Below are 26,542 nucleotides of genomic sequence, written 5' to 3'. Positions count from 1 at the left end.
GGATGCATAAGAACAGACCCATTCGATGGGGCATGATTGGGTGTGGGCATATAGCCGAAACCTTTGTTAAGTCTTTTAGAGCAGTGAGTAACGCGGAGCTTTGCGCCTGTGCGGCATCTGATGTTGAGAGGGCCAAGGCTTTCGCTACTGAATACAATATTGAACATGTCCATCAAAGTTACAGCGCTCTCGTTGATGATGAAAGCATTGATGTAGTGTACATAGCGACGACCCACAACTTTCATTTTGAACACATCATGCTTTGTTTGGCGCACAACAAACACGTCTTATGTGAAAAGCCACTCACCGTGAATGCAATGCAAGCCAAGCTAGTTCAGGTAGAAGCAAATAAACGTAATTTACTGGTTGTGGAAGCCGTTTGGACACGTTTTTTACCGGCTATAACTGCCTTGCAAACAAGCCTAAAAGAAGAAGTTATTGGCACGATCAAGACCGTGTATGCCAATTTCTGCCTTAACAGGGTGTTGCCTGATGAACATCGCTTGATGAATCTTAAGCTTGCTGGCGGAGCATTGCTGGATTTGGGCATTTACCCTATCACTTTTGCCGATATTGTATTTAACGCAAAGCCCGTTAAAGCAACGGCCTCTGCAATAATGAGCCATACCGGTATTGATCAAGTGTCAAATTATCTCTTGGAATTTGAAGGCGGAAAAACCGCATTACTCAGCGCAGGATTCAGACAAAGCGCGCCCGTAGAGGCGTTGATTTACGGAGACAAGGGGCATATTCGTGTACCTCATTTTTTAGGTGCTAGAGAATTTCAAGTGTATCGAGACGGGCAAGAACCCTCTATTCATAAATACGATTATAATCATGACGATAAGTTTAGCTTTGAAATAGAACACCTCAACACCTGTTTACGGCAAAGTCGCTACAACAGTGAGATTCTTCCATTAAGTAAATCAGTTGAAATCGTTGAATTGATGGATAATCTGCGTTCGCAGTTCAATTTGAAGTATACAGAAGACAGTAAATGAGTCGTGTTAACATCAATTTCACTTGATAAAGGCGCTGCGCAAACTAACAGCGCCTAACTATTTGAATTTATGGCTTAGTAAGTCACGCGAATACTTGCGCCAATAAAGTCTGTGTCGTCAAAGTTTTCATACATCGCTTCTATTGATAGCGTTTCACTGACTTGTGCATTAATACCTGCACCAATACCAAATGATGTATCGCTCTCGCTAAACGATTGTCGAAATGCTGAGGCCTCTAAATCAAGGTTAGCATACGAAGGCTGAGCAAATAGGGTGATGGTGTCACTTAAGTGAGCGTTTGCACGTAGCGACACAGCTAAAAAACGGTTCACTTCAACAGAGACGTCCCTAACGGTATCATCACCAATTCCGACACCAGCGCGAAGCTCAGGCATAAAGCTCCAGCTGCCACTTTCTGTTTCGAAAGTATAGCCGACACCCACGCTTGCCATTGAGAGAGATAAATCAAGACCGGTTTCGTCTTCAGATATATTGGTGTATCCACCAGCAACAGTCCATTGCGCCATTGCGGTATTTACGCTTAAGCCCGCGAGTAATAAAGAGCAAACGAAAGATTTTTTAATTAACTGCATTGATAAGGTCCTTTTATAAAATCAAAAATTAATGATCTAACGGATGTTTAGGAGAGCAAATACATTGCACAGAAGGTCAAATTTGAAATGTAGTGAGCGCTAATCCGTTAGCGTCGCCAAGGTAATGATTGAGCCACTGGATGTCAATCTTATACGGAAATTAAAAATAATGTTGATACTTATCAGAGGGATAGGGAGACTAGCACACTTAGACTTCTGCGTGTATTTTAATCAATCTCTTGTCTTAAATACTTAAAAATTTCGCGAGATGCGGCAGGAGGCTTGTTCTCTTTTTGCTCTTTGTTTGCTTTACGAAGCAATTGTCTTAGTTTTTGTCTGTCTAGCTGAGGATGTTTTTCTAGAAGCGACTGAATGCCATCGTCCTGTTGGGCAATTAATTCATCGCGCAACATTTCTAGCTGGTGAAACTTCTGAACATCGTGAGTATGGGCATTCTTTAGTTTATCTAAAGCTAAAGTGATGGGGGCGACATCGCGTTTTCTTAACAGTTTACCGATGAGCTGGACTTGGCGTCTAAACCCTTCCTTTTTACGATTTATTTTTGAGGCTAATTCAAGCGCATCCTCAAGCTCCTCATCTAATGCCAGCTTTTGTCGCTCGCCTTTGGTTAAATTAATCAGTTCAAGGCCAAGTTTCTTTAGAAGCTCAGAAGCCTGCTTCAGCTCAGTTTTGCTTGAAAAGTCAGTAGCTTCGTATTCCGAGCTTTCAGGGCTTGCAAATAAGTCACTGTTTGTCATGTTATTTGCTGATTTGTTTGAAGAAGAAGAGGTCATATTTCTGCCAGTAGCTTACTTTTGCTAGTAAATTTTGTTGGTTATAATGCTAGACTGTGCGCATTGTATCAGGGCTTGTGCGTAAAACCCACATGCTGTCACCTTATCAATAGTTGAATCTGAGCACACATCTTATATCACTCTAACAATTAGTAAGTAGACATATATGCAAGTAGACCAGCAGTTAAGCGAAATTCAAAATATAGTAGAAGACACACTTTCTCTGGCAAAAAAACTCGGCGCGACAGGATGCGAGGCCAGTATGTCAAAGGTGCAAGGTATTTCTGTTGGTGCGCGCATGCAAGAAATTGAAACCGTTGAATTTACGAATGACGGTGGCCTTGGCGTTTGTGTGTTTGTCGGTAACAAAAAAGGAAGTGCTTCAAGCGCTGACTTAAGTCCGAAAGCGCTAAAACTGACGGTTGAGAAAGCAATTGAGATTGCTAAGTACACCAGTGAGGACGATTGCGCGGGCTTAGCCGAACCGGACGTAATCGCAACTGAATTTCCGGATCTAGATTTGTATCACCCGCAAGAATTGGACGCTGAATTTGCGCTTGAACAAGCGCTCAGTGCGGAAAAAGCGGGCCTTGATAGTGACGCACGTATTCAAAACTCAGATGGCGCAAGCTATAACGCTAACCTCGGCGTTCGCGTTTACGGGAATACTCACGGAATCAATGCAGGCTATCCTAGCAGTCGCTACAGTTTAAGCTGTGTACTTATTGCCCAAGAGGGCGACGACATGCAGCGCGACTATGCGTACACCATTTCTCGCGAGCCAAATAAGCTCGATAGTGCACAAAGCGTCGGAGAATCTGCAGGGAAGCAAACTGTGTCGCGCTTAGGCGCACGTAAAATTTCTACCGCCAAAGTGCCCGTACTTTTCCATCGCGATATCGCCTCTGGTTTATTCGGTCATTTCGTTAGCGCTGTGAGTGGCGGTAGTTTATATCGCAAGTCTTCGTTTTTACTTGATTCAATCAATACTCAAGTGTTCCCGCAATGGCTAAGCATAGAAGAAAGACCGCATGTAAAGCGCGGTTTGGCGAGTAGCGTTTTTGACAACGAAGGGGTGCGTACGGTTGATATGGACATTGTCAAAAATGGCATGCTAGAGCACTATCTACTCACCAGTTATTCGGCTCGCAAGCTAGGTCTTAAAACCAATGGTCATGCGGGTGGTATCCACAATTGTGTTGTGAGCGACACTGGCCATTCTGATGAGGAATTGCTGCGCGAAATGGGCAGCGGACTAATTGTGACTGAGCTTATGGGGCAAGGGGTCAACATTGTTAATGGCGACTATAGCCGGGGTGCCGCTGGTTTTTGGGTGGAAAATGGCGTAATCCAATATCCAGTGCACGAAATTACTATCGCTGGCAATCTAAAAGATATGTTAATGAACATTGTTGCCATTGGTGAAGAGCGTGAAGTGAGAGGCGCTCTTCAAACCGGGTCAGTCTTAATTAGTGAGATGCAGGTAGCCGGTATGTGAGTCTAGTAATAACGCTCAAGACTAGCTCATACATTCTTTATTGATGCTGTCTATTTTCATATAGAGCATTTGATCAAAGTCGCCAGACGCAATTGCTCGCCGGCTTCCATATTCGCCTGAAAGCAAATTCAATATCGCTGTTGTTGGCAAAATTGTCGCCACATTGTTAGCAATCTTTTCAGACGTGCTTGTCCTTTCCTTTTTAAGCATCTCAATGTGAGATTCTGCCATTGAGCAGTCCACATTTTGATTGAGAACCAGATTCGCTTGCTCGTGCCTATCTATAGCCGAGCTACAAGCGCCTAGCAGCATAATAATCGTAAGCAGACTGCTTTTTCCCATGAATGACGAAATTGTGCCTGAACAGCGTCGAGTGCACGGATTGCTTTCAACCATTTTATACATGTTCATATTTGCTCGCGATTTTTTGTCTTCTTATACAAGACCTGAAAATGCTCAACAATCGTTCAAAATTTTTATCAGATTATTAAATAGAGCTGACACAGATCAATTATTTACAGCAGTATTATTGGCAGTATAGAGCTGAGAACTTGATAAGTGCTTGCGCCTTATCAACACGAAAATCGACAACCATTGAGGTGCACAATATGTCATTAGAAAAACACAGTTTGTTGAAAGAATTCCCCGATCATCATCACACGATTCGCCATTTAAAAATGCACGACCGGCATTTTGCAAAAATGTTTGATGAATATCATGACATTGACCACGAGGTTTATCAGATTGAGAAAGGAGAAAAAGCGACAGATGATGATTATCTAGATCAGCTAAAGTTTAAGCGTGTAGAGCTTAAAGACGCTTTGTTCAGCCAAGTGCAAAGAGAAGAATCTTCGCAGTAAAGACGCTTTGCAGCAGCAAAAAACAGTTTGAAACATGCAAAAAAGGCGCATTTTAATTTGCGCCTTTGGTATATCTGAGTGACGGACTTTTTAGTCGACCTCGCCACAGAAGCGATAACCTTCACCATGAATGGTGACAATTAGCTCTTCATCATTTGGCTCAGACTCAAAGTGTTTACGAATGCGTCTTATTGTTACGTCAACCGTTCGGTCATTGGGGCGAAGCTCTCTGCCGGTCATTTCCATAATTAATTGCTCACGCGTGAGAATTTTGCCAGGATTGCTTAAAAACAAATGCAAGGCTCTAAATTCACTGCGCGGTAGTCTAAATTCTTTTCCATTATGAGAGATAAGACTGCGGCTGTCGCCATCTAGTGTCCATCCATTGAATTTTACTTTGCTGGGCAAATCATCGTCTTCAGCCGTGTTGCTTGTACGAGATAATAAATTGCGCGCTCTGATGGTCAGCTCACGAGGATTAAAGGGCTTGGTAAGGTAATCGTCAGCGCCTATTTCTAATCCAAGGATGCGATCAACATCATTGTCGCGACCGGTTAAGAATATCAAACCGACATTTTTTCTATCTCTGACTTCACGCGCCAGAATCAAACCATTCTTACCGGGTAGGTTGATGTCCATAATGACTAAGTTAATCGCGTTGTTTTCGAAAAAGTCATGCATTTCTTCACCGTTCTCGGCTTCGAATACATTATAACCCTCAGCCTCAAACAAGCTTTTTAAGGTTGTACGAGTAACAACTTCGTCTTCTACTATTAGTATGTTTGGCGTTTGCATGTGTCTACACTATGTAAGTTAGTCAAGTTGGGTGTGGAGCTGTCAACGTCTTTATATATGGATAGCCCATCAACAGTATTTCAAAAAATTGCGAACTTTAAAAGTAACTTTCGTGCTAGCGTAAAAAAAACATGTAAAAACAAGGACAAAAGTGAGCACTACCGCACCATAAATTCACTATCTCATCGATGCAAGTAAGGCTTAATCTTCGTACACCATTTCGTACTGCTGGGCCGCTCGCTCCCAGGTAAAGCGAGTCGCCATGCCACGTTCCTGCATCTTGGCAATTACTTGAGGCTGTTCTTGTGAAATAAGCACAATTTTTCGTAAGCAATTTAACAAAGCTAATGGAGTAGGATCTTTAAAAACAAAACCTGTCGCATTCTCGTATTGAGCATCAATTACCGTATCTGCCAAACCACCGACTTCTCTCACAATAGGTATGGTGCCATAAGCTAAGCTATACATTTGATTCAAACCGCAAGGTTCAAACTCCGAAGGCATTAAAAAGAAATCGCTACCCGCTTCAATTAAGTGTGCAAATTCGGGCGAGAATGCTTCTATGAAAGTAAATCGGTCAGCGTGCTTCTCAGCAATTTGGTGTAGCTCTTGGGTGATCACCGGGTCGCCCGTTCCCATAATGACTAATTGCACGCGATGTTGTAAAAAGTCGCTGAGGATTGGCATTAAGTAGCCAAAACCTTTCTGTTGGGTGGCTCGGCAAACCATACCAAAAAGAGGTATCGATTTTTGTGCTTTTAACTTAGCTTGTTTTTGTAAAGCGCTCTTGCACTTAGCTTTACCCTCAAGATTATCAGCGCTGTAATTATGCGGTATGAGTGTGTCAGTGCTTGGATCCCACTGGCTGTAATCACATCCATTTAGAATACCAAATACTTTGTGCGGTGCTTGATGAATAACATCTGCAATTCCGTGGCTGCCGATATGATCCTGAATTTCCTTTGCGTAAGAAGGACTAACCGGACAAATCCTGTCTGCATAGACAATCCCGGTTTTTAATAGATTTAAATAACCGTTGTCGGTGTTCACTTGTGTATGTGCATAAGCATCTAAAATAGGGACTTGGGAAAGTGCACACACGCCTTGAAAAGCTGCATTATGGATGGTTAAAACGGTTTTTGTACTGGCAAAAAATGCTGCATCGTCTATGAGCGTATGCCGTTGTAAATAGTTACTCTTAATAAAGTAATTTGCAATCGAAGTATGCCAATCATGCGTGTGCACAATATCGGGTTTAAAATTGAGCTCGCGAGCAATTTTGAGCGCCGCCAGTGAAAACATGGCAAAACGCTGAGCATTACTGCTACCCTCTTCAGAGTAGGGTGATGCATTGTGGCTAAAATACGGATGGTCAACGAAATAAACATCGAGACCGTGTAAGTCGAGCTGCTTTACGCCAAAATGATAAGCTTGATTGTGTACATGCAGGACTTGTTCTGGCATAGCAGTTGCCATACCTACACCATCGCTAAGCGCCTTATAAAGCGGCAGTACAATAATGACTTTATGACCGCGTTCCTGAAGCGCTATTGGCAGTGCCTTGCCTACATCAGCAAGCCCACCCGTTTTAATGATGTCTTCAACTTCTGATATCAGAAAGAGGATGTTCATGGGCTTTATTTTATTCCTTCATACACGCAAAACTTATTCGTTTTTATTAGCGTGCTGTATTTATGATACGTGCTCTGAATATGTTCAGGATAAGGTAAAAAACGATTAGCTACCATAGTCAATCGACTTCCTTTATTTGATTTTGCGTGTGCGTTTTTGATGAAGTTTTGCGTAATGCCATACTCATTTTTTAAGCCCTGATGAAAAGGAGGATTGCTCACAATATGATCAAAGTGCTGATGAATGTCTTGCATGCCATCGCTTGCGATAACCTTTGCTTCTAGCTCATTTAATTTCAGCGTTTGCTCAGCGCAGTACACAGCAAGGGCAGAAATATCACTCATGGTAACGTTAAGCTTTGGGTTAGTTAGTTTGAAATATGCCCCAATGATGCCCGTTCCGCAGGCAAAATCGTATAGTTTCCCTCGCATTTGCCTTAGCTCACGTTCATCACTAAATTGTGCCAATAAAAGCTGAGTGCCTTGATCAAACTGCTTGTGTCCGAATACGCCCGGTAATGAGAAAACGCGCATGTGTTGTGCATTCACATGATAGTTGCGCACAACACCGTATTGATTAATATCGAAGCCTTCTGCAGGCTCACTCACAGTGCAGGCAATTAAGCCGCAATGTTTGGCGCTATCTATTTTGTTAACGTTTATACCGACTTTTTCTAACTGTTTGGGCACGCTTTTAATGCCACCTTTGTTTTCACCTACAACCAACAATAAGCCGTCTGCCTTAATGAGATGCGCCATATTGGCAAGTAACATATCAAGATGCTGTTTTGCCTTGGGTAAATACACTACAACGCCGTCGAACACAGCATCAAAGTCACTTTTACTGAAAGCTGCCGCAAACATATGTTCATGACCGTATGAGTTTGATTTTGCGCGATTATAGCTATCGCATTGTTGATGCAATCCGCAAACATCAGCATCGCTGAGTGCATCGAAAATAGCGGTGTCACTGGGATTTACAATTGCCCATTTGCCTGTTGCAAATAGCGCTTCGTTGCGTAACAAGAGTTGACTAGGAGGTGATAGCATTAGCTTACTCGCTCAAAAATGATATCCCAAACGCCGTGCCCTAACTTTTGCCCACGCACTTCAAACTTTGTGATAGGTCGGTAGTCGGGGCGCTCAATATAGTCACCGCTTTGAGCGATGTTGGCATAGCCTTGAGCACTGTTCATCACTTCAATCATATGCTGCGCGTAAGGCTCCCAGTCAGTTGCCATATGAAAGTGTCCACCAATTTCAAGTTTGCTGCGGATTTTCTGAACGAAATCGCTTTGCACAATGCGGCGTTTATGATGACGCTTTTTATGCCAAGGGTCAGGGAAAAACAGCTGTAAGCGATGTAACGATTCATCTTCAATGCACTTGTCGAGCACTTCTACCGCGTCATGCTCAAATACCTTTAAATTACTTAAACCCGCTTCGCCCGCGTCTGCCAAACACGCACCCACACCAGGGCGATGTACTTCAATACCTATAAAGTCAGTGTCGGGTGCTTTGGCTGCCATTTCTACCAAAGATTTACCCATTCCAAAACCAATCTCCAGCACTCGCTTGGCACTTCTTGCGAATACTTCGTCAAAATCGAGCAAGCCCTTTTCGAGGTTTAAGCCCATTGTTGGCCAGTATTTTTCTAAAGCAGCGCCTTGGGCCTTTGTTAGCCGCCCCTCTCGTTTTACAAAGCTTTTGACCTTGGATATGTATACGCCAGCAGCGCGGGCTTCTTCTTCTGATTTAAAACGGCTCATGAATAGTTGTTGTCTCGGCAAGGGGTGAGCAAACGAGAAGCAAAAGCTAATCGTCTTGATGCAAATTGTCGTATATGATGCCACGCACAATTAAGTGCATCCAGCACATAGTGACTTAGGTGAGTAAGAAACCCTTGAATACGCTAGAGTCAAATAGCTCTGAATCAAAAAATTCTGAGCTTTTGTTTAACAGTAATGACACAACATTTGTATTCTCCAAAGCGGTGCTTGACTGGTTTGAAGAATATGGGCGTAAGGACCTTCCGTGGCAGAAAAACAAAACGCGATATTCTGTTTGGATATCGGAGATCATGCTGCAACAAACCCAAGTTAAAACTGTTATTCCCTATTTTGAGCGCTTTATGGGCCGCTTTAAAACCGTGGTCGATTTAGCCAATGCGCCGGTAGATGAAGTATTGCATTTATGGACAGGGCTTGGATATTACGCCCGTGCTCGCAACCTGCATAAAGCGGCACAGGTAATAGCGCAAGATCACAAGGGGCATTTCCCGAGCGACTTCGATCAAGTGCTTGCATTACCTGGAATAGGGCGCTCAACCGCTGCTGCAATATTGTCGTTGGCCGACAATCAGCCTTACGCGATTTTGGATGGCAACGTAAAGCGTGTGCTTGCCCGATATTGCGCGGTTGAAGGATGGCCAGGAAATAAAAAAACAGAAGACCAAATGTGGGAGCTTGCTAATGCACTGGCGCCTTTGTCGCAGCGCGAAGATGACAAATCGAGCGTCAAGGTAAACTATCTGGAGCATTCAAACTATACGCAAGCCATGATGGATTTGGGGGCGACGCTTTGTACTCGCTCAAAGCCTAAATGTGAAGCGTGTCCGGTGATAAGTCATTGTATGGCTTACGCTCAAGGGCGGCAAAACGAGTTACCTCATAAAAAACCAAAAAAGACGATACCCACCAAACACACTTACATGCTCATTCCCATCTATCAGGGCAGTGTACTTTTGAATAAACGAGAACCAAGCGGTATTTGGGGAGGATTGTGGGGCTTTGCTGAATGTGATCTTGACGACAGCAAATTGACTTTTGCAGTACACAGCCTTGAGCAAGATGTGGGAGAGCAAGATCTCAAGCGTGAGCCTCTTGATGGTTTTAGGCATACCTTTAGCCATTTCCATTTAGAGATTACACCACTACTGCTACACTTAAGCAAAGCGCCAGCACTTAAAGTAAGCGAAGATACGAAAATGTGGTATTCATTTATTGCCCCTTATGATTCTAAAGTTGGGCTTGCTGCACCCACAGTGAAAATACTCAAGATATTGCGAGAAAATCTTAATGTTGCAGGTGCAAAAATTTAAAAGGATAAATAGCCAATGGCAAGAACCATTTATTGTGAAAACTTGAAAAAAGAAGCCGAAGGCCTAGACTTTCAGCTATATCCGGGTGAGCTAGGTAAGCGTATTTTTGATTCCATTTCCAAAGAAGCTTTTGCAAACTGGCAGAAAAAACAAACCATGCTAATTAATGAAAACAAACTCAATATGATGAACGAAAGCGATCGCAAATTTTTAGAAGAGCAAATGGTGGGTTTTTTGTTTGAAGGCAAAGAGCCAAACATTGAGGGATATGTCCCGCCTGAAAAGTAGCGCACGCGAAGGTAAAAAAATCATAATGTTTTCGCAAAAAGCTATTGACTTAGGATGCGTAAATCCGTTTAATACGCGTCCACAGCGAATAAGTGATTCGCAAGGTGACGCCTCGATAGCTCAGTTGGTAGAGCAGCGGATTGAAAATCCGCGTGTCCCTGGTTCGATCCCGGGTCGAGGCACCATTATTCGAGAAAAAGCCAGCAAGCGTTTGCTGGCTTTTTCTGTTTTCAAAGCCACTTCTTTTTTCAGAATATGCACTACCTTTCAGAATAAAGCGCTCTAGAGGCAAGACTGTAAATCTCTTATCTAATGTTCTCCTGAAGATAAGTATTGATTAATTTATTTAAAGCCGCTACTCAAATTCTTAACGTCAAGCTCCTTCATTTCATAGTACGCGATTGCAGTGTGCGCGCTGATGTGCCCAATAATAAAGTAAGGATGGAATTGATTTTGTAGCAGTTTCAAGCACAGGATTGAAAACGCGCGTGTCCTGCTTCGCCCCCGGGTCAAAGCACCATTACTCTAAGAAGCCTTACAAGCAATTGCGCGTTCTTTTGTTTCCAGCCCCAATCTTACCTCCCCGCGCCTTGTCAAAATTTACAGTTATGTTTTGTTCTTTTTCATAGTTGAATACGGGTGTTCAAAATCGACACAGTAAAGCGGCATTGTTGTTTTTTGACAGGCCGATTAAACAATATGAGGAAAACATTATGAATGAAGCAAATCAACATGAAATTCTTTACTACGTAGTTGTTAACAATGAAGAGCAGCACTCTATCTGGCCAGCACACAAGGACATACCTGCAGGTTGGAATTCTCGCGGTAATGCTCAAAGCAAAGACGATTGTTTGGATTATATCGAGGAAAACTGGACCGATATAACGCCGCTGAGCGCTCGCAACGTCACAAAGCATTAGGACGGCTACAGCGACTTAGCACTAACGGGTAAGCAGTATCGATCATAACAGCCTGAACCTGACTTTTTAGGTCATGTTCCATACATTAAAAAGTCCGAACTATGAATACAAATACCGAGACAAGAAATTTAAACAGCGTTTTCAGCAGCATTGCTGAATCTCATCCGAGTAAAACGGCGTTTGTGAACGCTTCAGATTGTTCAAAATGGTCGTATCAGATTTTAAATGATCGCGCGAATCAAATCGCACATTTTCTGAGCCGTCAAGGAGTCAGCAAAGGTTCGGTCGTTGCATTTGAATTGGAGCGCTCTGCTGAAGCGCTATGTTTGATGCTCGGTATTATTAAGTCAGGGGCTGCTTACTGTCCAATCGATCCCGATTATCCAGAAGAACGAAAAATGGATATGTGCTTAGCAGCGAAAGCTTCTTTATTAATCGGGACGCATAACTTAAACAAGCGCGAAGGAGATTGTATTTCACTCGAAGAGCTTTTACTCAAGAGCGCCGATTATTCAAAGACCTCGCCATCTGTACTTCGGTATGCCCAAAGTGTCGCATACATCATGTTTACATCTGGTTCTACTGGCATACCAAAAGCTGTCCAGATACATGATGAGGCTATCATTCGTTTATGCCAACAGAATAATCCGCTTAAGATTCTGCAATCCGACGTGGTCTTATTGCATTCTAGCATTTCGTTTGACGCAAGCACCTATGAATTTTGGGGGACCTTACTTTCTGGCGCGACATTGGTTGTTGCAAAAAACGAGCAGGTGAGCGTTCCATTTTTTGCACAGCAAGTGTCGGACTTTGACGTTTCTGTTTTGTGGTTAACTGCGCCGCTACTGCCTTTGATTGTAGCGCAAGATATAAACTTAGTTGCTTCATTGCGCCTTCTTGTAGCAGGCGGAGATGCCTTGCAGCCCATTGCGGTACGGCAACTGATTCAAAACAACCCAGAAATCACCATTGTCAACGGATATGGCCCTACTGAAGCAACAACCTTTAGTTGTTTCTTTGCGTTAACGGTTGATAACGTTAATACGTCTACCGCTACTTCCGTGCCGATTGGTTTTGCTCTTGATGAGACTGATTGTCATGTACTGGATGAAAATTTAGTCGAAGTCGGTGATGATGAATTCGGCGAATTATATATCGGTGGCACCGGTGTCGGGCACGGTTATCTGAATGATAAACGAAAAACGGCTCTAAATTTTGTTCCAAATCCTTTCAATACAAATGGCGGTCGAATCTACAAAACGGGCGATATAGTTAAAAAAGATGCGTATGGCGCCTTAGTATTTAAGGGTAGAAAAGACCATCAAGTTAAGGTGAGAGGGCATAGAATTGAATTGGACGAAATAGATTCAGTTCTAAATTCTATTGACCGAGTCAAGCAAAGTGCATCAATTGTTGTGGAAAGACAAGACGCCTCAAAAAATATTGTTTCATTTGTTGTGAAAGCTGAATCCATTGAGATTCAGGAAGTTAAAAACAAGCTGTCAGAGCAACTTCCAAATTATATGTTGCCGACTCAGATTATTGCGATCGATGCCTTTCCACTTAAAAGTAACGGCAAAATTAATCGTGAAAAACTCTTGGATATCGCATCGGGAAATGATGCGGCACCTGAGGTAAACACCGGCGATACACTGCAAAATATATTAAGTGAATTGTTTTGCGACGTGCTCTCATTAAAGACTGTCGATCCACAAGCCAGCTTTTTTGAGATGGGGGGAGATTCGATAAGTGCAATTCAGTTGTGTGGTCTAGCGCAAGAAAACGGAATATCAATATCAGTTTCAGATCTCTTTGAATATAAATCAATTGAATCTCTTCTAGAGAATCTAAATCGCAAAGAAGTAAGTCCGGATAATGCAACTGCAGAGCAGACACTGGTTTCAATTTGGAAAGAAGTACTACAGAACAACAAGATCACAGCAAACTCTAATTTCTTTGAGGTAGGCGGAGATTCTATCGCAGCGATCCAAGCTGCTGGTATGGCAGAGCAGCAGAATTTGCCGTGCAGTGTAAGTGATATTTTCGAATACAAAAATATATCAAGCATCGTAAATTCCCACAATAAATCGGTATCGACCCATGCGGTAAATGCCATTGTCAGCTCGCCATTAGACGATGTTTGCATAGATGATTTGCCCGACGGGGTAGAGGAAATTTATGAGGCGAGCCAAAACCAAATTGGTATGTTAATTCAAAGTGATAAGGATCGTCAGTCTTCATCCTATCATGACATATTGAGCCATAAAGTAAGACTACCTTTCAGCGAATCTCACTTTTGTCTCGCGTTTTCGGCCCTTATCGACAAACACGAGATACTACGAACCGCTTTCGATCTGGAAGCATATGACCAACCAGCGCAATTGTTGCACTCTCACTCGAAGCTCAACTACCAAATTGTTGACCTACAGCATCTCGATGAGGGCGCACAGCGAGATAGATTCAACAGCGTAATTCAAGAAGAAAAGGAATCAGGTTTTGATTGGAGTAAACCTGGTTTGTTCCGCATAAAGGTCTTGCTGTTACAAGCTGACCACTTTGTCCTCACGCTCAGTTTTCATCATGCGATTTTAGACGGATGGAGTTCGACGGTACTGATGGGGGATTTCGTTGATCTTTATACTGGAAATGTTAGCTCACAAGCACTTTCTGGGCGCATTATTCCATCCTATCGACGCTTTATAGAACTGGAGCGCTCGACAATCCAAAATCAAACAACACGTGAGTTTTGGCAGTGTTATTTGGACGGTTGTTCGACAACCAAATTACCTTCTTTTTTACCACAAGAGATTGGTTTTGAAGAAACAAGGCGAATACAGCGCGAAGTTGACATCTCGGTCAAGCAAACAGAAATGCTCAAAGCGCTAGCTTCAGACCTGCATGTTTCTCTTAAACACGTCTTGCTTGCCGTGCATATGCGAGCCATCGCTTTGGTCTCAGGCGTTACTGACTGCGTTAGTGGTCTTGTTAGTCATGGACGCCCAGAAACGCAAGGCGCCGAGCGCAGTTTAGGTCTTTTCATCAACACGCTGCCGTTTCGAAGTAAAATCGCTTCCCAAAATTGGAACGATTATATTGAAGAAACGTTTAATAACGATATGTCTGGCTTTGCTCATAGACGATATCCTTTGTCGAATATATTAAGAGATTCAGCACTTGTTTCATTATTCGATTTTGCCTTCAACTTCACCCATTTTAGAGAATATGATAAAAGACAGTCAGAGCACGGCGCTCTTGTCGAGCGCGGTGCTTTTACTTCTGGTTCCGTGTTTGGTGCTGTGGATTTTGAGCATTCTAACTTTGGTCTAGCAGTACAGGCTGGTCTCTCTGCCGATAGTCAGCAAGCCTATCTTGTGCTTGACGCAGACAGCAAAAAGTATTCTGAGCATCTAGTCGAGTTATTGTTACAAGCATACTCCGTTTGTTTAGAGCATATGCTCAATAACCCAAATGACAAAATATCTGACATACAGGTCGAAATTTCGACCAGCAAACCAAGCACCGAAGCAGCGGCTACACCTGTTTTCTTCGATATTATGGAGCGTTTCACAACATTTGTAGACGAAATACCGAATAACATAGCTGTCACCCATCTTGACCAAACGTGCACGTATCAGGAACTGGACCAACGTTCTAATGCGATAGCCAGTTGTTTAAAACAGCAAAATGTTCAAGCGGGTAATGTGGTCGCAGTCCATGCAAAACGAAGTGTCGATACTATTTGCACACTGTTGGGTATTTGGAAAATAGGCGCTTGTTACTTGCCTGTGGATCCCGCATATCCAGAGTCGAGAAAGTCGTATATGTTGGAAAACTCTGCCTGTCAGCTGGTAATTTGTGATACCAGTGAAAATGAGTTATCGGACATGTTCGATAGCTATACACTCCTAAATATACAATACGCGCTAGAGCAAGGCGATAAAGAGTATATTGCTTGTGACGTTTTCAGACAGAAACACAGTCCTGCTTATCTAATTTACACTTCAGGTTCGACGGGCCGACCCAAAGGTGTATGTGTATCTTACTCCGGCATAGCAAATTTGGTCAGTGAACAAGCATCTACTTTTAAAGTCCAGCAAAATACGAATTGCATGCAGTTCGCTTCTTTGAGTTTTGATGCATCGCTATTTGAGATTCTTATGAGTGTCGTTAATGGTGGAAATTTGCATCTTATTGACGAGCAATTACGCCTAGATCCTGCGGCACTTTCACATTACGCAAACGTCAATAAAATTGAAGTGGCTACGCTACCGGCATCTGTACTACAGACTCTGTGTGATTTCGAATGGCCTTCGCAGTGCCGTATGGTGATAGCTGGAGAAGCATTTCCAGTTGAGTTAGCAAAAATTTGGTCGCAAAAGGCTAAAGTCGTTAATGCTTATGGCCCAACAGAGGCAACTATTTGGTCAACCGTGCATGCTTGTAATGGCGAAGAATCTAAAACTGTACCAATAGGTAAACCAATCAATGCTACTGAGGCATATGTCTTAGATGACTTTGGAAATATGGTGCCGCAAGGCGTGAGTGGCGAGTTATATTTGGGCGGACCTGCGATTGCACTGGGTTACATTCACAACAGCAGAATGACTTCAGAACGTTTTGTACCGAATCCGTTTTCATTGACACCAGGCAGCAGACTCTATCGAACGGGCGACAGGGTCTGTATGAACCACGAGGGCGAAATTGAATTTCTGGGAAGAATCGACTGGCAGGTAAAACTTCGCGGGTACCGTATTGAACTGGGCGAAATAGAAAGCATCATTCAATCTTTATCAGGCGTGCAAAACGCGGTCGTTGTCGTGAAAAAAGACGAGAGTACGAAACGCCAATGGCTTGCGTGCTTCTGTCAGTTGGCTTCGAACGTGTCGGCCGAAGACATAAGAAATGAAGCAAGCTCGCAGCTACCCTCCCATATGCTTCCTGGCGATTTTATTACACTGGAGCGTTTTCCACTTACCGTAAATGGAAAAATTGATAGAGAAGCATTGCTCAATTACGAAGAAAAAGAAGATACTTCGCCAAAAGAATCTGAGGAAATGACTCCGCAAGAAAAGGCGTTGATCTCAGTCTGGAAAGATGTCTTTGGAAATGAGTCGATAACTCTTGATGATGCCTTTTATAGTCTCGGCGGCGATTCGATATTGAGCATTCAGTTAAGGGCAATGCTACAGAAACAAGGATTTGATTTTGAATTAGAGGACTTGTTTGAGTTGCAGACTATCCGTCAACTTGCTCCGAATCTGTTTAACGTATCCAACGAAAAAGCAAGTGACCAAGCAGCTATCAGCACGTTTAGTCTGATTAGTGAAGAAATACGCTCTCAATTGCCGTCAACTTGTGAAGATGCTTATCCTTTGAGTCGTATGCAAACTGGAATGCTCTTTCACATGCATTACAATTCGGACAGCGTTCGATATCACGACGTGATGTATTATGTATTGAAAGGAAACATTTGTGAGAGCGCGTTCAGGAAGGCAATGGATCTGGCTATTGAGCAACATCCAATATTGCGAACCTCATTTGAGTTGTCAAAATACGATCAACCACTTCAGTTGGTCTACACTCAAGCGGATGCCAATCTTGCTTTCTATGATTTAACTGCCTTAGGAGAGTCTGAACAAGAAGCTCACCTAAAGGCATGGGAAAAAGAAGAGTTAAGCAATCCTTTTGATATCGAAAAACCTGGCTTATTGAGAGTGTTTATCCATCAGTTGAATCCAGAGCAGTACAGGTTAACGGTGAGTTGTCCTCATGCAATTTTGGATGGCTGGAGTGCAGCAACACTTATTTCTTCCTTACTTAGCAATTACAAAGACATAGCGGTTGGTCAAATACCACATTGCGAATCACTACCTTTGCGTTTTGCTGACTTTGTTAAGTTAGAGCAGCAAGCAATCGAAAGCGATGAGGCAAAGAGTTTTTGGGAGTCCTATGTTGCTGATTTTGAGAGTTGCACAATACCGTGTTCTTCTATTGTAAATGAAGGAGAAACCACAAAACGTCTGACGTTTAATCTCACATCAAAAATGACTGAAATAGTTGATGCCTTGTCTGACCGATTGCAAGTGAGTACCAAAAGCGTCTTTTTAAGCCTTCATCTTAGAGCGCTTTCGTTGTTAAGCGGACAAAGCAAAGTTTCTACAGGTCTTATTACGCATGGTCGCCCTGAAGCCGAGGGAAGTGACAAAATCCTTGGGGTATTTCTGAATAACCTACCCTTTAAATATGATTTATCGAATCAAAGCCGTTGGGAATCATTTATTAAAGACGTAGACCAGCTAAATAGAAGTCAGTCTGCTCATAGACGTTTTCCATTATCAGAGATTAAGGCGCTTGCTGATGGGCAATCTCTGTTTGAAGTGGCATTTAACTACACGGCATTTCGTCCATATGAGTCAATGTCACAAGATTGGTTAGATAGTGGCGGGCATGATTATTCCAACTATCTGTTTGTTTTACAGGCTGGGCTAAGTCCTGTATCGAATGAGTATTATTTGTTTCTTGATGTTGATTGTTCGCGCGTAGATGATTTTTACGAAAACATTTACCGTCAAGTATATGAACATGTACTAGATGAATTCAGCCATAATTGCTTCGATAAGTTAGTTTGTCATGGGCTACCAGATTCACATCTTCTCAAACTTGAAGATTGGCAAGGAGAGGCCTCGCACGAAAGCGGTGATGTGTGGCAAGCGTTTGAGGCGGTGGTGAAGTCGCAACCCGATGGGATAGCGGTGCGCGAAGGCGAGCGGCAAGTGAGCTATCAAGCTCTGGCAGAGCGTGTTGCACAGTGGAGCAGTGTGCTGCAAGCAGAAGGGGTGAGCAGCGGCGAAGCGGTTGGCGTGTTGCTAGAGCGTGGGGTGGATGCCATTACGGCTATCTTGGCCATTGTGCGCTGCGGGGCGCGTTATGTGCCCTTGGATAAAGGCTACCCGGACACGCGGATTGCATCGATGTTATCGACTGCGGGAGTGAGTGTAGTGCTCACAGACGGGAGTGAGCATGAAGGGATGAAAGGCGCGCGCAGCTTGGCGCTTCAGGATATTGACAAGCGCCGCTGTGCCCCGTGTGAAGCAGTTTCGCGTAGCGGGGTCAGTGGCTTATACGTGATGTATACGTCAGGCTCTACCGGCACGCCCAAAGGGGTGCAAGTGCCCGATGGTGCGGTACTGCGTCTGTGTCGTCAGCCGACCTTATCGCTCAGTGCACAAGACACGCTTTTATTGCAGGCTCCGCTGGTGTTTGATGCGTCGACGTTGGAGTTATGGGGCGCATTGCTCAACGGTGCCACGGTGGCGATAGGACAAGGCGGGGCCATGAGTGTGCCTCGGCTAGCACAAGATATCGAGCAGTATGGTGTGAGCGTATTGTGGTTGACCGCCTCGCTGTTTCATGTGGTCATGGACGAACAGCCAGACGCCTTATCCGGTCTACGCTGCTTAATTGCCGGAGGAGATACGCTATCAGGTCGTCATGTCAGTGAATATCTTGGCGCGGATGCGTCAAGGAAGTTGGTCAATGGCTATGGCCCCACAGAAGCGACCACGTTTAGCTGTTTATATGCAATGAATACACATGATGCACATCAGGATGTTCCCATCGGGTATCCGCTTGCCCAAAGCAGCTGTTATGTATTGAATGACGCGGCTCAACGCGTGCCTTTGGGCGTACCGGGCGAGTTGTATGTGGGGGGCGCAGGTCTGGCGGATGGCTATCTGGGTGAGAGTGTAAAAACGGCTTTGGCCTTTGTGCCCAACCCTTATGGACCGGCTGGTTCACGGATGTATCGAACGGGGGATAGAGTCAGGTACAACGCGGCAGGAGCGCTGGAGTTTTTAGGGCGTCAGGATGCACAGGTAAAAATTCGCGGTTATCGGATTGAGCTTGGCGAAATCAGCCATGCGTTGGATAGCTATGAAGGGCTTGTGCACGCATTGGTGTGGGTGGACGAAGAGGGCGGTCATAAGCGTTTGATGGCTGCGGTCAGTGGTGAGGTTGATGCTGTTGAGGTGCAAGGGTATTTACGCGATAGCCTGCCTGACTACATGCAGCCACATCGTGTGCACGTGTTATCGCAGATGCCGCTGACTATCAACGGTAAAATCGATAAAGCGCAGGTGATGCGTATGCTGGCTGCGCAGGACAAAGAGAGTCAAGGCGAGTCGGCAGCGCAGCCCGCGTCTGAGCTGGAAGCGAGACTGATTGCTATCTGGGAAGATGTCTTGCAAGTGGACAGCGTGTCACGTCACGACAGCTTCTTTGAATTGGGTGGCGACTCTATCTTGAGTATTCAACTGGCCGCACGAGCCGCCGCAGACGATATCCATTTCTCGTTGGAAGACTTGTTTGAGCACGACACGGTTGCCGCCTTGGCAAAGGCTATTGGTCAAGAGCAGACCACAGATACTCATCATCAGCAAACGCAAGCCTTCGAACTGATTGATAAGGACCTGGCCGCTCAGCTCCCTAATGAGATTGAAGATGCTTATCCTTTGTCTCAAACCCAGTTGGGGATGCTATATCATAGTGAGCGCGGGCGTGCCTACTCTGCTTATCACGATATACTCACTCATACCGTACAACTGCCCTTTGTTGAGCAGACATGGCGTCAGGCTTGGCAGCACATTATTGCTAGGCATGCCATTTTAAGAACGGCGTTCGATATGGCCAGCTACCATGAAGCCCTTCAATTGGTGTATTCACATGCAGAGCTGCCCTTAACGGTAGAAGAGCAACAAGCACTGTCTACGGCTGAGCGACAAGCACGATTGGCGCAGTGGACAGCTGAAGAAAAAGCCCTTGGGTTTGACTGGCAACAGCCTGGTCTGCTGCGCGGTCACGTCTTTGTGCATAAAGACAATGCCTTTGTATTAGGGTTGAGTTTCCATCATGCCATCATGGATGGTTGGAGTACGTCAATCCTCATGCGTGATCTGACCGATGTCTATCAAGCCTTGTTAAGTGGCGATAATGCCTCGTTACCTGAGATGCACGCAGGATATTGCGATTACATTGCGCAAGAGCAACAAGCGTTGGCAGACGAGCAAACGCAGGCGTATTGGCAAGATATGGTGGCGCAACAGCAAGCCACTCAAATTTTGTCGATGGACAATGAGAGAGGCGAAGGTGTAGAGCGTGCGATGGTTCCTATCAGTGAAGCACAAACGGCTCAAGCGAAAGCCTTGGCTGTCTCATTAGGGGTGTCGTTGAAAAACGTGTTACTAGCTGTGCATTTAAAAGCACTGCACAGCCTCAGTGGTCAACGGCGTGTCACCACAGGCATGGTGACAAATGGTCGGCCTGAAGCAATGGGCGGAGAATCGGTGCTGGGCCTGTTTTTAAACAGCTTGCCATTTAACAATGAAATGCCATCGTGCAGTTGGTCGCAATGGATAAAAGAGCTGACTCGTCAAGAGCAAACCTTGTGGCGTCATCGACGCTATCCAATGGCCACCTTGAAGCGTGAATACGGCGGTGAACTCTTCCATACACTGTTTAATTATACGCATTTTCGAGCCTATGCAACTCAAGCGGAAGATGGTGTAAACCCACTGTTTGGACGAGGTGCTGAAGGCTTGGAGCAAGCCGGTTTTGAGCACTCCAACTATGCCTTTATATTGCAGGCTGGATTAACGCCAGAAGGGTCAAACATCTATTTGATGCTAGAAGTAGATCACGCTCAGTACAGCGTAAATGACTTAAACCGAGCCGTAGAGACTTATGGTCGATGCTTTGAGCAATTGCTTAATGATGTAGAAGGACAATGTGATCTTGCGATGCTGACATCGCAAGAAGAAGAGCAATTGAAGCATTGGCAAGGAGAGGCCTCGCACGAAAGCGGTGATGTGTGGCAAGCGTTTGAGGCGGTGGTGAAGTCGCAACCCGATGGGATAGCGGTGCGCGAAGGCGAGCGGCAAGTGAGCTACCAAGCTCTGGCAGAGCGTGTTGCACAGTGGAGCAGTGTGCTGCAAGCAGAAGGGGTGAGCAGCGGCGAAGCGGTTGGCGTGTTGCTAGATCGTGGGGTGGATGCCATTACGGCTATCTTGGCCATTGTGCGCTGCGGGGCGCGTTATGTGCCCTTGGATAAAGGCTACCCGGACACGCGGATTGCATCGATGTTATCGACTGCGGGAGTGAGTGTAGTGCTCACAGACGGGAGTGAGCATGAAGGGATGAAAGGCGCGCGCAGCTTGGCGCTTCAGGATATTGACAAGCGCCGCTGTGCCCCGTGTGAAGCAGTTTCGCGTAGCGGGGTCAGTGGCTTATACGTGATGTATACGTCAGGCTCTACCGGCACGCCCAAAGGGGTGCAAGTGCCCGATGGTGCGGTACTGCGTCTGTGTCGTCAGCCGACCTTATCGCTCAGTGCACAAGACACGCTTTTATTGCAGGCTCCGCTGGTGTTTGATGCGTCGACGTTGGAGTTATGGGGCGCATTGCTCAACGGTGCCACGGTGGCGATAGGACAAGGCGGGGCCATGAGTGTGCCTCGGCTAGCACAAGATATCGAGCAGTATGGTGTGAGCGTATTGTGGTTGACCGCCTCGCTGTTTCATGTGGTCATGGACGAACAGCCAGACGCCTTATCCGGTCTACGCTGCTTAATTGCCGGAGGAGATACGCTATCAGGTCGTCATGTCAGTGAATATCTTGGCGCGGATGCGTCAAGGAAGTTGGTCAATGGCTATGGCCCCACAGAAGCGACCACGTTTAGCTGTTTATATGCAATGAATACACATGATGCACATCAGGATGTTCCCATCGGGTATCCGCTTGCCCAAAGCAGCTGCTATGTATTGAATGACGCGGCTCAACGCGTGCCTTTGGGCGTACCGGGCGAGTTGTATGTGGGGGGCGCAGGTCTGGCGGATGGCTATCTGGGTGAGAGTGTAAAAACGGCTTTGGCCTTTGTGCCCAACCCTTATGGACCGGCTGGTTCACGGATGTATCGAACGGGGGATAGAGTCAGGTACAACGCGGCAGGAGCGCTGGAGTTTTTAGGGCGTCAGGATGCACAGGTAAAAATTCGCGGTTATCGGATTGAGCTTGGCGAAATCAGCCATGCGTTGGATAGCTATGAAGGGCTTGTGCACGCATTGGTGTGGGTGGACGAAGAGGGCGGTCATAAGCGTTTGATGGCTGCGGTCAGTGGTGAGGTTGATGCTGTTGAGGTGCAAGGGTATTTACGCGATAGCCTGCCTGACTACATGCAGCCACATCGTGTGCACGTGTTATCGCAGATGCCGCTGACTATCAACGGTAAAATCGATAAAGCGCAGGTGATGCGTATGCTGGCTGCGCAGGACAAAGAGAGCCAAGGCGAGTCGGCAGCGCAGCCCGCGTCTGAGCTGGAAGCGAGACTGATTGCTATCTGGGAAGATGTCTTGCAAGTGGACAGCGTGTCACGTCACGACAGCTTCTTTGAATTGGGTGGCGACTCTATCTTGAGTATTCAACTGGCCGCACGAGCCGCCGCAGACGATATCCATTTCTCGTTGGAAGACTTGTTTGAGCACGACACGGTTGCCGCCTTGGCAAAGGCAATTGGTCAAGAGCAGACCACAGATACTCATCATCAGCAAACGCAAGCCTTCGAACTGATTGATAAGGACCTGGCCGCTCAGCTACCTAATGAGATTGAAGATGCTTATCCTTTGTCTCAAACCCAGTTGGGGATGCTATATCATAGTGAGCGCGGGCGTGCCTACTCTGCTTATCACGATATACTCACTCACACCGTACAACTGCCCTTTGTTGAGCAGACATGGCGTCAGGCTTGGCAGCACATTATTGCTAGGCATGCCATTTTAAGAACGGCGTTCGATATGGCCAGCTACCATGAAGCCCTTCAATTGGTGTATTCACATGCGGAGCTGCCCTTAACGGTAGAAGAGCAACAAGCACTGTCTACGGCTGAGCGACAAGCACGATTGGCGCAGTGGATAGCTGAAGAAAAAGCCCTTGGGTTTGACTGGCAACAGCCTGGTCTGCTGCGCGGTCACGTCTTTGTGCATAAAGACAATGCCTTTGTATTAGGGTTGAGTTTCCATCATGCCATCATGGATGGTTGGAGTACGTCAATTCTCATGCGTGATCTGACCGATGTCTATCAAGCCTTGTTAAGTGGCGATAATGCCTCGTTACCTGAGATGCACGCAGGATATTGCGATTACATTGCGCAAGAGCAACAAGCGTTGGCAGACGAGCAAACGCAGGCGTATTGGCAAGATATGGTGGCGCAACAGCAAGCCACTCAAATTTTGTCGATGGACAATGAGAGAGGCGAAGGTGTAGAGCGTGCGATAGTTCCTATCAGTGAAGCACAAACGGCTCAAGCGAAAGCCTTGGCTGTCTCATTAGGGGTGTCGTTGAAAAACGTGTTACTAGCTGTGCATTTAAAAGCACTGCACAGCCTCAGTGGTCAACGGCGTGTCACCACAGGCATGGTGACAAATGGTCGGCCTGAAGCAATGGGCGGAGAATCGGTGCTGGGCCTGTTTTTAAACAGCTTGCCATTTAACAATGAAATGCCATCGTGCAGTTGGTCGCAATGGATAAAAGAGCTGACTCGTCAAGAGCAAACCTTGTGGCGTCATCGACGCTATCCAATGGCCACCTTGAAGCGTGAATACGGCGGTGAACTCTTCCATACACTGTTTAATTATACGCATTTTCGAGCCTATGCAACTCAAGCGGAAGATGGTGTAAACCCACTGTTTGGACGAGGTGCTGAAGGCTTGGAGCAAGCCGGTTTTGAGCACTCCAACTATGCCTTTATATTGCAGGCTGGATTAACGCCAGAAGGGTCAAACATCTATTTGATGCTAGAAGTAGATCACGCTCAGTACAGCGTAAATGACTTAAACCGAGCCGTAGAGACTTATGGTCGATGCTTTGAGCAATTGCTTAATGATGTAGAAGGACAATGTGATCTTGCGATGCTGACATCGCAAGAAGAAGAGCAATTGAAGCATTGGCAAGGAGAGGCCTCGCACGAAAGCGGTGATGTGTGGCAAGCGTTTGAGGCGGTGGTGAAGTCGCAACCCGATGGGATAGCGGTGCGCGAAGGCGAGCGGCAAGTGAGCTATCAAGCTCTGGCAGAGCGTGTTGCACAGTGGAGCAGTGTGCTGCAAGCAGAAGGGGTGAGCAGCGGCGAAGCGGTTGGCGTGTTGCTAGATCGTGGGGTGGATGCCATTACGGCTATCTTGGCCATTGTGCGCTGCGGAGCGCGTTATGTGCCCTTGGATAAAGGCTACCCGGACACGCGGATTGCATCGATGTTATCGACTGCGGGAGTGAGTGTAGTGCTCACAGACGGGAGTGAGCATGAAGGGATAAAAGGCGCGCGCAGCTTGGCGCTTCAGGATATTGACAAGCGCCGCTGTGCCCCGTGTGAAGCAGTTTCGCGTAGCGGGGTCAGTGGCTTATACGTGATGTATACGTCAGGCTCTACCGGCACGCCCAAAGGGGTGCAAGTGCCCGATGGTGCGGTACTGCGTCTGTGTCGTCAGCCGACCTTATCGCTCAGTGCACAAGACACGCTTTTATTGCAGGCTCCGCTGGTGTTTGATGCGTCGACGTTGGAGTTATGGGGCGCATTGCTCAACGGTGCCACGGTGGCGATAGGACAAGGCGGGGCCATGAGTGTGCCTCGGCTAGCACAAGATATCGAGCAGTATGGTGTGAGCGTATTGTGGTTGACCGCCTCGCTGTTTCATGTGGTCATGGACGAACAGCCAGACGCCTTATCCGGTCTACGCTGCTTAATTGCCGGAGGAGATACGCTATCAGGTCGTCATGTCAGTGAATATCTTGGCGCGGATGCGTCAAGGAAGTTGGTCAATGGCTATGGCCCCACAGAAGCGACCACGTTTAGCTGTTTATATGCAATGAATACACATGATGCACATCAGGATGTTCCCATCGGGTATCCGCTTGCCCAAAGCAGCTGTTATGTATTGAATGACGCGGCTCAACGCGTGCCTTTGGGCGTACCGGGCGAGTTGTATGTGGGGGGCGCAGGTCTGGCGGATGGCTATCTGGGTGAGAGTGTAAAAACGGCTTTGGCCTTTGTGCCCAACCCTTATGGACCGGCTGGTTCACGGATGTATCGAACGGGGGATAGAGTCAGGTACAACGCGGCAGGAGCGCTGGAGTTTTTAGGGCGTCAGGATGCACAGGTAAAAATTCGCGGTTATCGGATTGAGCTTGGCGAAATCAGCCATGCGTTGGATAGCTATGAAGGGCTTGTGCACGCATTGGTGTGGGTGGACGAAGAGGGCGGTCATAAGCGTTTGATGGCTGCGGTCAGTGGTGAGGTTGATGCTGTTGAGGTGCAAGGGTATTTACGCGATAGCCTGCCTGACTACATGCAGCCACATCGTGTGCACGTGTTATCGCAGATGCCGCTGACTATCAACGGTAAAATCGATAAAGCGCAGGTGATGCGTATGCTGGCTGCGCAGGACAAAGAGAGTCAAGGCGAGTCGGCAGCGCAGCCCGCGTCTGAGCTGGAAGCGAGACTGATTGCTATCTGGGAAGATGTCTTGCAAGTGGACAGCGTGTCACGTCACGACAGCTTCTTTGAATTGGGTGGCGACTCTATCTTGAGTATTCAACTGGCCGCACGAGCCGCCGCAGACGATATCCATTTCTCGTTGGAAGACTTGTTTGAGCACGACACGGTTGCCGCCTTGGCAAAGGCCTTGGAAGAAGGAGAAGTTACTAAAATTGATCAACAGGAAACTGACAGTTTTGACTTGCTAGACGAAGAGGATCGTCTCGCAATTTTTGAAAATGCATAGGAGGTACAATTTAAAAATATGACTATCTAAACCTTATCTGAGATTTCATTTTTAAAAGAGCACAGGAATATTCTTGACTGTGCTCTTTTACTTTTCACCTGATTGAAATAGATAAAAGGCGCTTCACCTGTCTTTTGTAGCAGTTACGAAAAAATTTGAGTTGTAGTTGAATTACATCATCGCAAACAGGCTACGACCATAATTATTTGGTCGCCCATAAATTGTTTGGCTATGGAAATT

General features: G+C 45.9%; 14 protein-coding genes and 1 tRNA gene. 8 read left to right on the top strand and 7 right to left on the bottom strand.

Going from position 1 to position 26,542, the window contains the following annotated elements:
• Window positions 1-2 precede the first annotated feature (2 nt).
• On the top strand, window positions 3-1,001 hold the full coding sequence (locus tag PN836_RS10955; protein WP_395338263.1) for a Gfo/Idh/MocA family protein: 999 nt from the start codon (window positions 3-5) through the stop codon (window positions 999-1,001).
• Window positions 1,002-1,075: 74 nt separating this feature from the next.
• On the opposite strand, the gene PN836_RS10950 is transcribed toward PN836_RS10955, so the two are convergent.
• Window positions 1,076-1,594, bottom strand: coding sequence for an outer membrane beta-barrel protein (locus PN836_RS10950; RefSeq protein ID WP_395338262.1), 519 nt, complete (start codon window positions 1,592-1,594; stop codon window positions 1,076-1,078).
• A 227-nt stretch (window positions 1,595-1,821) separates the two neighbouring features.
• A complete protein-coding gene (yjgA, locus tag PN836_RS10945; RefSeq protein WP_395338260.1) occupies window positions 1,822-2,352 on the bottom strand; it encodes a ribosome biogenesis factor YjgA in 531 nt (176 codons plus the stop codon).
• A 202-nt stretch (window positions 2,353-2,554) separates the two neighbouring features.
• Between yjgA and pmbA the strand changes: the two genes are divergently transcribed.
• Window positions 2,555-3,886, top strand: a complete 1,332-nt coding sequence (gene pmbA / locus PN836_RS10940; protein ID WP_395338258.1) for a metalloprotease PmbA — start codon at window positions 2,555-2,557, stop codon at window positions 3,884-3,886.
• A 21-nt stretch (window positions 3,887-3,907) separates the two neighbouring features.
• On the opposite strand, the gene PN836_RS10935 is transcribed toward pmbA, so the two are convergent.
• Window positions 3,908-4,297 carry a hypothetical protein gene (locus tag PN836_RS10935; RefSeq protein WP_395338256.1) on the bottom strand — a complete coding sequence of 130 codons (390 nt, stop codon included), beginning with the start codon at window positions 4,295-4,297 and terminating at the stop codon, window positions 3,908-3,910.
• 197 nt (window positions 4,298-4,494) lie between these two features.
• On the opposite strand from PN836_RS10935, the gene PN836_RS10930 reads away from it, so the two are divergent.
• Window positions 4,495-4,746: a YdcH family protein gene (locus PN836_RS10930; RefSeq protein ID WP_395338254.1), complete on the top strand. Its 252-nt coding sequence runs from the start codon at window positions 4,495-4,497 to the stop codon at window positions 4,744-4,746.
• Window positions 4,747-4,836: 90 nt separating this feature from the next.
• Here PN836_RS10930 and arcA read toward each other — a convergent pair whose 3' ends face one another.
• The 4 genes from arcA to trmB all read right to left on the bottom strand — a co-directional run bounded on the left by arcA (window position 4,837) and on the right by trmB (window position 8,941).
• Window positions 4,837-5,541: a two-component system response regulator ArcA gene (gene arcA / locus PN836_RS10925; protein ID WP_395338252.1), complete on the bottom strand. Its 705-nt coding sequence runs from the start codon at window positions 5,539-5,541 to the stop codon at window positions 4,837-4,839.
• Window positions 5,542-5,742: 201 nt separating this feature from the next.
• Complete coding sequence (locus PN836_RS10920) at window positions 5,743-7,173, bottom strand: glycogen synthase (RefSeq protein WP_395338250.1); 1,431 nt, start codon at window positions 7,171-7,173, stop codon at window positions 5,743-5,745.
• Window positions 7,174-7,178: 5 nt separating this feature from the next.
• On the bottom strand, window positions 7,179-8,222 hold the full coding sequence (locus tag PN836_RS10915; RefSeq protein ID WP_395338248.1) for a methyltransferase: 1,044 nt from the start codon (window positions 8,220-8,222) through the stop codon (window positions 7,179-7,181).
• Window positions 8,222-8,941, bottom strand: coding sequence for a tRNA (guanosine(46)-N7)-methyltransferase TrmB (gene trmB / locus PN836_RS10910; protein ID WP_395338246.1), 720 nt, complete (start codon window positions 8,939-8,941; stop codon window positions 8,222-8,224). The genes PN836_RS10915 and trmB overlap by 1 nt, the downstream gene beginning before the upstream one ends.
• A gap of 182 nt (window positions 8,942-9,123) precedes the next feature.
• On the opposite strand from trmB, the gene mutY reads away from it, so the two are divergent.
• The 5 genes from mutY (at window position 9,124) to PN836_RS10885 (ending at window position 26,302) form a co-directional block, all read left to right on the top strand.
• The gene (gene mutY, locus PN836_RS10905; RefSeq protein ID WP_395345603.1) at window positions 9,124-10,272 is read left to right on the top strand and encodes an A/G-specific adenine glycosylase; all 1,149 of its coding nucleotides are present in this window, start codon (window positions 9,124-9,126) and stop codon (window positions 10,270-10,272) included.
• A 15-nt stretch (window positions 10,273-10,287) separates the two neighbouring features.
• On the top strand, window positions 10,288-10,560 hold the full coding sequence (locus tag PN836_RS10900) for an oxidative damage protection protein (RefSeq protein WP_395338245.1): 273 nt from the start codon (window positions 10,288-10,290) through the stop codon (window positions 10,558-10,560).
• A gap of 109 nt (window positions 10,561-10,669) precedes the next feature.
• Window positions 10,670-10,745, top strand: a tRNA-Phe gene (locus tag PN836_RS10895).
• A 528-nt stretch (window positions 10,746-11,273) separates the two neighbouring features.
• The gene (locus tag PN836_RS10890) at window positions 11,274-11,480 is read left to right on the top strand and encodes an MbtH family protein (RefSeq protein WP_395338244.1); all 207 of its coding nucleotides are present in this window, start codon (window positions 11,274-11,276) and stop codon (window positions 11,478-11,480) included.
• A gap of 101 nt (window positions 11,481-11,581) precedes the next feature.
• Window positions 11,582-26,302 (top strand): non-ribosomal peptide synthetase, encoded by a 14,721-nt coding sequence (locus PN836_RS10885; protein ID WP_395338243.1) that lies wholly within the window; start codon window positions 11,582-11,584, stop codon window positions 26,300-26,302.
• Window positions 26,303-26,542 lie beyond the last annotated feature (240 nt).

The organism is Ningiella algicola, assembly GCF_028401415.2.
Lineage (GTDB): Bacteria > Pseudomonadota > Gammaproteobacteria > Enterobacterales > Alteromonadaceae > Glaciecola.
Note: the sequence above shows the minus strand (reverse complement) of the source record. Positions and strands in the feature narration are given on the sequence as shown.